Annotated in this window: 9 protein-coding genes; 3 read left to right on the top strand and 6 right to left on the bottom strand. The window is 71.7% G+C overall.

Translation table 11 applies throughout. The features are described from left to right. Positions 1–55: 55 nt before the first annotated feature. The 3 genes from MR1_RS04120 (at position 56) to MR1_RS04110 (ending at position 3,766) form a co-directional block, all read left to right on the top strand. Positions 56–1,798, top strand: coding sequence for a DEAD/DEAH box helicase (locus tag MR1_RS04120; protein WP_067243412.1), 1,743 nt, complete (start codon positions 56–58; stop codon positions 1,796–1,798). 155 nt (positions 1,799–1,953) lie between these two features. Continuing rightward, the gene (locus tag MR1_RS04115) at positions 1,954–3,042 is read left to right on the top strand and encodes a VIT1/CCC1 transporter family protein (protein WP_067243411.1); all 1,089 of its coding nucleotides are present in this window, start codon (positions 1,954–1,956) and stop codon (positions 3,040–3,042) included. 79 nt (positions 3,043–3,121) lie between these two features. Continuing rightward, positions 3,122–3,766 carry a hypothetical protein gene (locus MR1_RS04110; RefSeq protein WP_067243410.1) on the top strand — a complete coding sequence of 215 codons (645 nt, stop codon included), beginning with the start codon at positions 3,122–3,124 and terminating at the stop codon, positions 3,764–3,766. A 27-nt stretch (positions 3,767–3,793) separates the two neighbouring features. Here the strand turns inward: MR1_RS04110 and MR1_RS04105 are convergent, their stop codons facing one another. From MR1_RS04105 to MR1_RS04080, 6 genes are all read right to left on the bottom strand, one after another. Then, positions 3,794–4,774, bottom strand: a complete 981-nt coding sequence (locus MR1_RS04105; protein ID WP_067243409.1) for an aldo/keto reductase — start codon at positions 4,772–4,774, stop codon at positions 3,794–3,796. A 66-nt stretch (positions 4,775–4,840) separates the two neighbouring features. Further along, positions 4,841–5,593 carry an ABC transporter ATP-binding protein gene (locus MR1_RS04100; protein WP_067243408.1) on the bottom strand — a complete coding sequence of 251 codons (753 nt, stop codon included), beginning with the start codon at positions 5,591–5,593 and terminating at the stop codon, positions 4,841–4,843. After that, a complete protein-coding gene (locus MR1_RS04095; RefSeq protein WP_067243407.1) occupies positions 5,590–6,426 on the bottom strand; it encodes an ABC transporter ATP-binding protein in 837 nt (278 codons plus the stop codon). The genes MR1_RS04100 and MR1_RS04095 overlap by 4 nt, the downstream gene beginning before the upstream one ends. Next, positions 6,423–7,244 carry an ABC transporter permease gene (locus MR1_RS04090; RefSeq protein ID WP_067243406.1) on the bottom strand — a complete coding sequence of 274 codons (822 nt, stop codon included), beginning with the start codon at positions 7,242–7,244 and terminating at the stop codon, positions 6,423–6,425. Before MR1_RS04090 ends, MR1_RS04095 begins: the two co-directional genes overlap by 4 nt. Next, positions 7,241–8,203: an ABC transporter permease gene (locus MR1_RS04085; RefSeq protein WP_067243405.1), complete on the bottom strand. Its 963-nt coding sequence runs from the start codon at positions 8,201–8,203 to the stop codon at positions 7,241–7,243. The genes MR1_RS04090 and MR1_RS04085 overlap by 4 nt, the downstream gene beginning before the upstream one ends. A gap of 78 nt (positions 8,204–8,281) precedes the next feature. Beyond that, on the bottom strand, positions 8,282–9,781 hold the full coding sequence (locus tag MR1_RS04080; protein ID WP_067243404.1) for an ABC transporter substrate-binding protein: 1,500 nt from the start codon (positions 9,779–9,781) through the stop codon (positions 8,282–8,284). Between the last annotated feature and the right edge of the window lie 35 nt (positions 9,782–9,816).

The raw sequence follows: 9,816 nt of genomic DNA, 5'->3' as shown, positions 1-9,816 counted from the left end.
CGGGGCGCCGCGGCTGGTGCGTCGATGTCCCCGGGCTCGTCTATCGTGGAATCCCATGCTCTCTCCGTCCTTCCCTCAGCGCGCGCCCTGGGGGACCGCCGACAAGCTGCGCGCCTGGCAGCGGGAGGCGCTGGAGGAGTACTTCCGGGCGGACAAGCGCGACTTCCTGGTGGCGGCCACGCCCGGCGCAGGAAAGACGACGTTCGCGCTCACGCTCGCGGTGGAGCTGCTGCGCACGAACGAGGTCAACCGTGTCATCGTCGTCGCGCCGACCGAGCACCTGAAGACCCAGTGGGCCGACGCCGCCGCGCGGGTGCACATCCGCCTCGACCCCCGCTTCCGGAACACCCATTGGGCGCCGTCCCGCGAGTACCACGGCGTGGTCGTCACCTACGCCCAGGTCGCGGCGAAGTCCTCCGTCCATCGTCATCTGACCGAGGACGCACGGACCCTGGTGATCCTCGACGAGGTCCATCACGGCGGCGACGCGTTGAGCTGGGGCGATGCGATCCGGGACGCGTACACCCCGGCACGACGACGGCTGCTGCTGTCGGGGACGCCGTTCCGCAGCGACACCGCGCCGATCCCGTTCGTCGACTATCTCCCCGACGAGTCCGGGTCCCGGGTGTCGAGCACGGACTACCGCTACGGGTACGGGCGCGCCCTCGCCGACGGCGTCGTGCGCCCGGTGCTGTTCCACATGTACGCCGGGAAGATGCGGTGGCGCACCAGCGCCGGCGACGAGCTCGAGGCGCACCTCGGCCAGGACAACACCAAGGACGTCACCTCGCAGGCCTGGCGCACCGCCCTCGACCCGGAGGGCGAGTGGATGCCGGCGGTGCTGTCGGCCGCGGATCGCCGGCTCACCGAGATCCGCCACCACGTCCCGGACGCCGGGGGCCTGGTGATCGCCACGGATCAGACCGTCGCCAGGGCGTATGCGCGCATCCTGCGGGAGCTGACCGGGGAACGGCCGACGGTCGTCCTCTCCGACGAGGCCGAGGCGTCGCAGCGCATCGAGCAGTTCAGCCAGGGGACGAGCCGGTGGATGGTCGCGGTGCGCATGGTGTCCGAGGGCGTGGACGTGCCCCGGCTCGCGGTCGGCGTCTACGCGACGTCCTCGTCCACGCCGCTGTTCTTCGCCCAGGCGATCGGGCGATTCGTCCGTGCGCGCCGGCGCGGCGAGGCCGCCAGCGTGTTCCTGCCGAACGTCCCTGTCCTGATGAAGCTGGCCAACGAGATGGAGCGCCAGCGCGACCACGCGCTGGACCGGAAGACGAAGGACGACGACGGACTCGACGACTCCCTGATCGACGCCGCCAACCGGGAGGAGGAGGCGTCCGACGCCCTGACCCAGGAGTTCAGCTACCAGGCGATCTCCTCGCTCGCGCACTTCGATCGCGTGGTCTTCGAGGGCAAGGAGTTCGGTCAGCTCGCGGAGCCGGGAACGCCCGAGGAGGAGGAGTTCATCGGGATCCCGGGGCTCCTCGAACCCGAGCACGTCCACGAGCTCCTCATGCAGCGCCAGGCCCGGCAGTCCCGGCTGCGCGAGGCGCGCGAAGCGCATGCGGGACCGGAGCAGACCACGACCCTGCCCGCGCCGCTGCACCGCACCCTCCGGGAGCAGCGGCAGCTGCTGAACAGCCTCGTCGGCCTCTACGCACGGCAGAGCGGTGAACCGCACGGGGCCGTCCACGCGGAACTTCGCCGGATCTGCGGAGGCCCGGCGGTGGCCCAGGCGACCGTCGCACAGCTGCAGGCGCGCATCGACGTGCTCCGGCGTCGCGTGCGCTCCTGAGCCGCGCGGCCGCGGGCGCCGTCCCGACGGGCGGCGGCATGCCCGGGAGCCGCGGATGAGGAGACCCGAAATGCTGTCAATCCGCGTCCTGACGCGGTTCCGGTCGCCATACCTCAGTAGCGTGGAACGGTCGTCCTTATCCCCGGAGGCCCCGCATGACCACTCAGCTCGAACCGACCTCCGCCGACCGTCGGCGCTGGGCGCGCTACCTCGTCGAGGAGCGGGCGGAAGGGCGGGTGTACCAGCGCCTGGCGTCCCGGCGGGAGGGAGAGGAGAAGCAGATCCTGCTCTCGCTCGCCGATGCGGAACGGCGCCACGAGCAGCACTGGCTCGACCTGCTCGGGGAAGAGCCCTCGCGCCTGCCGCGCGCCGGTCTGCGCTCTCGGATCCTCGGCTGGATGGCGGGGCGGTTCGGCTCCATCTTCGTGCTCGCCCTCGCGCAGAACGCCGAAGCACGGTCTCCGTACGACGCCGAGGAGTTCGCGACGCCGGCCATGCGTGCGGATGAGAAGGTCCACTACGAGGTGGTGCGCGGTCTCGCCGCCCGAGGGCGCCGTCGTCTGTCCGGCTCCTTCCGCGCCGCCGTCTTCGGCGCCAACGACGGTCTGGTCAGCAACCTCGCCCTGGTGATGGGGATCGGCGCGACCGGGGTCAGCGGCGGGTTCGTGCTGTTCAGCGGTATCGCCGGGCTGCTCGCCGGGGCGCTGTCGATGGGAGCGGGGGAGTTCGTCTCCGTGCGGTCCCAGCGGGAGCTCCTCGCCGCCACCGAGGCGAACGACGACGCGGCGGCCGCCGCCGGCGATCTCGACATCGACGAGAACGAGCTGGCGCTCGTCTACCGCGCCCGCGGCGCGGCGCCCGCCGAGGCGCTGGCGAAGGCGCACCGCGTCGTCGAGGCCGCGAAGATCGGCGCCCGCCAGGCCACGACGGGGCCGGTCGGCACCCGCGCTGCGGACCACGAGGTGGTCGGCAGCGACTGGGGCGCCGCGGTGTCGAGCTTCCTGCTCTTCGCCTCCGGCGCGATCATCCCTGTCCTGCCGTGGCTGTTCGGCATGGACGGCATCGCCGCCGTCGTGACGGCACTGGTCCTAGTCGGAGTGGCGCTGCTCGGCACCGGGGCGATGGTCGGGATCCTCTCCGGAGGACCTCCGCTCCGCCGCGCTCTCCGGCAGCTCGCCATCGGTTTCGGGGCCGCGGCCGTCACCTACGCGCTGGGCCTCCTCTTCGGCGTCGGCGTCGCCTGACCCGCTCGGGCGACGCCTCGTCCGCGGAAGATGAATCCCCTCGCGGTTCCGGGTATGGTCGGGATCGTCGAGGAGGATCATGAGCACCCTGGTTTTCCGCGTCAGCGCGGTCGTCGGTTCGTTGGTGGTCGTCGGCATCATCATCTGGGTGGACGTCGCCACCTCGGTGTGGCAGAACTACGCCGTCGTTTCGGGACTCGCCGGAGGGCTGGTCACGTTCCTGCTCACCGCGGCCGTGGTCGACAAGGTGATCGCCCGTTCGACCCACGAGCGCTGGGCCCCGGTGACCCGTCTCGCCCTGGGCGACCTGCGTCGCAGCCTTGCCGCTGACCCCCGTGATCCGGCGGCCGGCATGCGCCGTCTGCCGGATCCCGAACCCGCCTCCGCGGGTGCGCTCGTCGATGCGGCCGCGGAGGAGCGCGACGCCATCGCGGCGGCCCTGGGCCGCTGGTCGTCCTTCCTCGCGGCCAGCGCGGACGTCGCCGGGGTCATGGACGCACTGGCGGAACTCGCCGAGCGTCTGGACCGCATCGACGAGCACGCGCGACGAATCGACGCGGGCCCCGCTGGCTCCGCCGCGCTCCTGGTCGAGCTCCGCGGAGAGATCGCGGGCTATCGCGCCGCCGGCGACGCCCTGTTCCACCACCTCGGCGCCGCGCTGGACGGCTACCGGTTCCCGCGGCGCACCGGATCGCGCCGGGCAGCCATCGCACAACCGGGCTGAGAACCGAAGCGGGGTGGGCGGTCCGGGTCAGTTCGCGCCGTCCAGGCGCTCCCGTTGCGCGGACGTCAGCTCCAGGTCCGCGGCGGCGAGATTCTCGTCCAGCTGTCCGACGCTGGATGCGCCGATCAGCGGGATGAAGGGGACGTCGCCTCCCATGAGCCAGGCCAGGACGACCTGGTTCGGCGTCGCCCCCGCCTCCGCGGCGACCTCCTGCAGCGCGATCCGACGCGCGTCGTTGCCCGGGTGCCGGTAGAGCTCGCCGGGGTCGATGTCGCGGGCGTAGGCGCCGCGCAGCAGGGGCGAGTACGCGACGGGGGCGAGTCCGGGCTGATCGCGGAGGTAGGCGAGCAGATCGGGAGACACGACGCCGATCTGCCCGTCGGGGGAGCGGCGGCTCGGGTGGTCGACCCGCGAGCGGAGGTAGCTGTGGTGATGCTGCAGCACCTGCACGGCCGGAAGGCCCTCCGCCGCGGCCAGGGTCCGCGCGCGCTCGATCTGCCAGGACCAGTGGTTGCTCAGCCCGATGTGGGTCGCCCGCCCCTCGGCCGCCAAGACCCCGAAGGTGCGGATCTGCTCGTCGAACGGGGTGCGGGGGTCCGGGACGTGCGCGTAGAACACGTCGACATGATCGCGGCCCAGGTTCTTCAGGCTCCGGTCGAGGCCGCGCCGGATGACGTCCGCGGAGAGCCCTTCGATGTCGTCGGCGAGCGCGGTGGCCGCCTGCGCGGGACGACCGCCGACCTTGGTTGCGACCACGACCTCGTCGGTGAGTCCTCGATCGCTCAGCCAGCGCCCGAGCAGACGCTCGCTCTCGCCGCCGCGGGTGCCGTTGACCCAGTAGGCGTAGTTGTTCGAGGTGTCGATGAACGTGCCCCCGGAGGCGAGGAACCGGTCAAGGATCGCGAACGAGGTCTCCTCGTCCGTCGCGGTGCCGAACATCATGGCACCGAGCGCGATGGCGGAGACGGGCGTGGCGCGGTCCCCGCCGCCGATGGTGCGTGTCCTCATTCGACCATGCTGGCACGTGCGGGCCCGCGCGTCACCGGGTTCGTCCTGATCGACCGGCCGGCACGGTCAGGGCAGGCGGGGGATCGCGGCCACGAGGCGGCGGGTGTACTCCTCGGCGGGCGCGGTGAGCACGGTTCGCGTGTCGGCGGCCTCGACGATGCGCCCGCGCTCGAGGACGACGGTCCGATCGCAGACCGCCGCGACCGTGCCGAGGTCGTGCGACACCATCACGAGAGCAAGCCCCGTCTCCGAGCGCAGGTTCCGGAGCAGGTCGATGACCTGCATCCTGGTGCTCATGTCCAGCGCGCTCACCGGCTCGTCGGCGATCAGGACCCGGGGACGCACGACGATGGCGCGCGCGATCGCGATCCGCTGGCGTTGACCGCCCGAGAACTCGTGCGGATACCGTCGGGCGGCGTCCTCGGGCAGTCCCACCGACGCGAGTGCCGCCCGCACCGGTTCGCGGGTCGCGGCCCCGCGCGCGATCCCCAGCGACTCGAGGGGCTCGGCGATCGTCCGATCGATCCGCTGCCGGGGGTCCAGGGACGAATAGGGGTCCTGGAAGACCGCCTGCACCGTCTGCCGGAACCGCCGCATCAGGACCCGATCGCGAAGCCGGAGCGGCACACCCTCGAACAGCACGTCGCCGCGCGCCGGAGCGGCGAGGCCGAGCAGCAGGGACAGCAGCGTCGACTTGCCGGCCCCCGACTCCCCGACGATCCCGACGGATTCCCCGGCCCCGACGGCGAGGTCGATGCCGACGAGGGTCGGGCGCCCGCCGTAGGAGAAGGACACGTCGCGGGTCTCGAGCACGGTCATGATCGTCCCTCCTCCGGGGAGCCGGTTGCGGGAAGACCCCCGTCGAGGGCGCCGTCGAGCGCGCGGGCGTGTGCGATCAGCGCCGCCGTGTACGGGTGTCGAGGGACGCGGAGCACATCCAGGACGGGGCCGTCCTCGACGGCGCGGCCCCCCTGCATCACGACGACCCGATCCGTCATGCGGGCCACGACGGCCAGGTCGTGACTGACGAAGAGGAGACCCATGCCCCGCTCGACGACCAGCCGGTCCAGCAGATCGAGGATCCGCGCCTGCACGGTGACGTCCAGAGCGGTGGTGGGTTCGTCGGCGATCAGCAGGCGCGGGCGGGCGGCCAGCGCGATCGCGATCGCCACCCGCTGCCGCTGGCCGCCGGACAGCTCGTGGGGATAGGCGCGGCGGAGGCGCGGTTCGTCGAGGCCGACCTCCTCGAAGGCTTCGGCGACGGCGTCCCGCAGCGCGGGCCCGCGGAGTCTCCGGTGCCGCCGGAGCGGCTCCGCGACCTGCCGCTCCACCCGCATCAACGGGTCCAGGGCGGTCAGCGGTTCCTGGAAGACCATTCCGGCCACCGCGCCGCGCAGGCTCCGCAGGGTCGCGTCCGTCGCACCGATGGTCTGGACTCCGCCGAGCCGGACGGATCCCGCGCTGCGCAGCGGAGCGGGGAGGAGGCCGGTGAGGGCGAGCGCGCTCACGGACTTGCCGGATCCGGACTCGCCGATGATCCCGAGCCGTTCGCCGGGCGCGATGCGGAAGGACAGGTCAGTGACGAGATCCCGGCCCGGCGTATGGACGGACAGGCCGGACACCTCGAGGAGGTCGTCGGATCCGGGGCTCACGCGGGCCTCCTTCGACGGCGGGTCGGGTCCGCGGCGTCGCGGAGGCCATCGGCGACGAAGTTCACGCCGAGGACGAGGACGACCAGGGCCAGGCCGGGCGCGATGGCTCCGGCCGGGGCGATGAGCACCGTGCCCTGGGCCTCCTGCAGCAATCGCCCCCACGAGGCGTTCGGGGGAGGGGCGCCGAGCCCGAGATACGACAGGCTCGCCTCGGCGAGCACCGCCGCGCCGAACTGCAGCGCCAGCGTCACCGCGAGTGTGGGCGCCATGTTCGGCAGCAGATGCCGTCGCACGATGCCGAGCGTGCCCGTCCCGCTCGTCCGCGCGGCGACGACGTACGGCGAGCCGACTTCGCGGCGCGCGAGGATCCGGGCGACGCGCGCCACGACGGCCGACATCGCGAGCCCGATCGCCAGCACGGCGGAACCGAGGGACGGCGGCTGGAGGGCGACGATCAGCATCGCGGTGAGCAGCACGGGGAAGGCGATGGCGACGTCGATGAACGCGGAGACGGCGTCGTCGATCCACGGCGCCGCGAGAGCCGCGGCCAGGCCGATGAGCACGCCCAGGACCGCCGCGATCGCGACCGAGCCCGTGCCGACCGCCAGGGCGATGCGTGCGCCCACCATGAGCTGGCTCAGCAGGTCGCGACCGAGCTTGTCGGTTCCCAACAGGTGCTCGGCGCTCGGCGGGGAGAGCCGGCCGCCGGTGGTGTCGTCCAAGGGGTAGGGCAGCCAGACCAGGGACACGAGTGCCACGACCACGACCGCTCCGACCAGCAGCGCCCCGATCCCGAGCGTCGCGCGACGCCGGTTCACGAGGCGACTCCGATGGAGCGACGCAGGCGCGGGTCCACGAGCCGTTGACTCAGATCGGCGACGAAGCCCACGAGCAGCACGATGAGCGTGGTGACGACCAGCACTCCCTGGATCGCCGCGAAGTCGTGGCGCGCGATGCCGTCGACGAGATATCCGCCGAGACCGGGGAGCGCGAACACGCTCTCCACGACGACGGCGCCGAGCAGGGTCGACGCCAGCTCGATGCCGAGCACGGAGATCACCGGCACGGCGCCGTTGCGCAGGCCGTGACGCCACAGCGCCTCACCGAAGCCGGATCCGTGGGCGCGTGCCGTGCGCAGGTAGTCGCTGCCGAGGACGTCGAGCGTCGCGGAACGGACGTACCGGGTGAGGGAGGCGCCCATGACGATCGCGATGGTGATGGCGGGGAGCATCAGCGATGCGACGGCGCCGGCGGGGTCGCCCCAGTCGTCGGCGGGGAACCCGCCCGTCGGGAACCATCCGAGCCCGAGTCCGAAGAGCCAGACGAGCACGATCCCGACCCAGAACACGGGAACGGCGATGCCGAGCTGCGCGATCCCGGACAGGACCGTTCCCCACCACCGGTCGGCGTGCACGGCGCTGACGATGCCGGCGATCAGGGCGCCGACCACGGCGAGGCCGAAGGCGATCAGGGTCAGCGGCGCCGTCACCTGCAGGCGCCGGGCGATGTCCGGGCCGACCGGGGCGCCGGTGAGGAGGGACTCCCCGAGATCCAGACGGATCATCTGCCCTGCCCAGGTGACGAACTGGACGAGCAGCGGCTGATCGGATCCGACCTGTTCGCGCGCCGCGGCGATCTGCTCGGGCGTCGCGTCGACGGACAGCAGAGCATTGGCGGGGTCGCCGGGAAGCAGGCGCAGCAACACGAAGATCAGCACCATGGCGATGGCGAAGGAGCCCACGAGAAGGGCTCCGCGACGCAGTGCGTAGCCGAGCATGCGTTCCCCTCCGTCGTCTCTTCGTCGCCCCGTCACCGGGGATTCGGTCGCGCGGCTCGAACGGGCCGCGCGACCGCGTCACTCCTTGACGATGCCATAGACGAAGAACTGGGAGTTGAGGCCGTTCACGGGGAAGCCGGACACCGCGTCGGACGCGACGACGATCTGCGGGTAGAGATAGAGCCACGCGCTGGCCGCGTCGGTCGCGATCTGCCGGTTGGCCTGGGCCAGGAGGGCGGTCTGCTCCTCCTCGGTCGTCGCGCGCTCGGCGTCGGCGATCCACTGCGCCACCTGCGGGTTGTCGTAGCCCCAGTAGAAGTCCGGGTTCCCATACCAGACGACGTCGCGATCGTTCACGTGCTCCTGCAGCGTCGCCTGGAAGTCGTGCTCCTTGAAGACCTTCGAGTACCACTCGTCGGCGCTGATCGTGTTGATCTCGACCGTGATGCCGACCTTCTTTAGCTCCGACTGCAGGAACTCCGCCACGGCCGGGTGCGGGTCGTAGCTGGGCGTGTCGAGCGTGAACGTGAAGCCGTCGGCCAGTCCCGCCTCGGTGAGGAGCCGCGCGGAGCGTTCGGGGTCGTAGGGGTTGAGGTCGGTGAGATCCTCGTACCAGGGGTCGCTCGGCGGGACCATCGACCCGATGAGCGTGCCGTAGTCGCCCCAGATCGCGTTCAGCAGCTTCTCCCGGTCCACCGCCGAGTACACGGCCTGGCGCACGCGCGGGTCGTCGAACGGGGCCACACGGTCGTTGAACGCCAGGAGCTCCTTGGTCGTGGAATCGCCCTCGCTGATCGTGAAGCCGGCGCTGTCGAACTGCGGCAGGGAGTCCGGGTTCTGCACCGAGGTGATGAGATCGATCCGGCCGCTGCGCAGTGCCGTGTCCTCGGCGGCGGCGTCGGTGAAGTAGGAGAAGACGACACCGGCGTTCTTGGCCGGCTCGCCCCAGTAGTCGTCCCATCGGTCCAGCGACAGCGTGCTGCCGCGCTTCCACTCGCCGAGGGTGTACGGCCCCGTACCGTCCGCGGTGGTCTCCCGATCGGTCGCATCGGCGTTCACGATCCAGACGTAGGAGAGGAGGTAGGGGAAGGAGACGGATCGGTCGCTGAGGGTGACGACCACGGTGTGCTCGTCCGGGGTCTCGACACCCGCCACCACCGACAGGCTCGACTTGCGTGCGGACTGGGAGTCCGGTGCCAGGACGGCCTCGATGCTGGCCTTCACGTCCGCGGACGTGAGCGCCTTGCCCGAGTGGAACGCGACATCGTCGCGGAGCGCGAACGTGTACGTCAGACCATCCTCGGAGACCTCGTATCCGGTGGCGAGGAGGGGCTCCACCTCGCCGTCGTCGGTGAGCCGGAAGAGGCCCTCGTAGACGTTGCCCGTGAGCGCCTCGGTCACGCCCTGCCCGCCGCCGGCGGTGTTGCTCAGGTTGACGGGCTCGTAGAGCGACCCGATGCGGATGATCGCGTCGTCACCGGTGGCGCCGCCTCCGGAGGGCGCGCAGCCGGAGAGGGCGACGGCCGCGACCGCGAGGCCGCCGATGACGAGGGAGAAGGACTTCTTCAGGGAGCGCATGGGCGTGTCTTTCGAGGGAGGCGAGGAACGGAAGA

Source organism: Microbacterium resistens NBRC 103078, assembly GCF_001552355.1.
Classification (GTDB): domain Bacteria; phylum Actinomycetota; class Actinomycetes; order Actinomycetales; family Microbacteriaceae; genus Microbacterium; species Microbacterium resistens.
The sequence above is the reverse complement of the archived record's forward strand: the minus strand, read 5'-3'. Positions and strand labels throughout refer to the sequence as shown.

Coding starts and splice junctions, on each gene's coding strand:
- MR1_RS04120 (WP_067243412.1), top strand. CDS start 56: ATGCTCTCTCCGTCCTTCCCTCAGCGCGCGCCCTGGGGGACCGCCGAC.
- MR1_RS04115 (WP_067243411.1), top strand. CDS start 1,954: ATGACCACTCAGCTCGAACCGACCTCCGCCGACCGTCGGCGCTGGGCG.
- MR1_RS04110 (WP_067243410.1), top strand. CDS start 3,122: ATGAGCACCCTGGTTTTCCGCGTCAGCGCGGTCGTCGGTTCGTTGGTG.
- MR1_RS04105 (WP_067243409.1), bottom strand. CDS start 4,774: ATGAGGACACGCACCATCGGCGGCGGGGACCGCGCCACGCCCGTCTCC.
- MR1_RS04100 (WP_067243408.1), bottom strand. CDS start 5,593: ATGACCGTGCTCGAGACCCGCGACGTGTCCTTCTCCTACGGCGGGCGC.
- MR1_RS04085 (WP_067243405.1), bottom strand. CDS start 8,203: ATGCTCGGCTACGCACTGCGTCGCGGAGCCCTTCTCGTGGGCTCCTTC.
- MR1_RS04080 (WP_067243404.1), bottom strand. CDS start 9,781: ATGCGCTCCCTGAAGAAGTCCTTCTCCCTCGTCATCGGCGGCCTCGCG.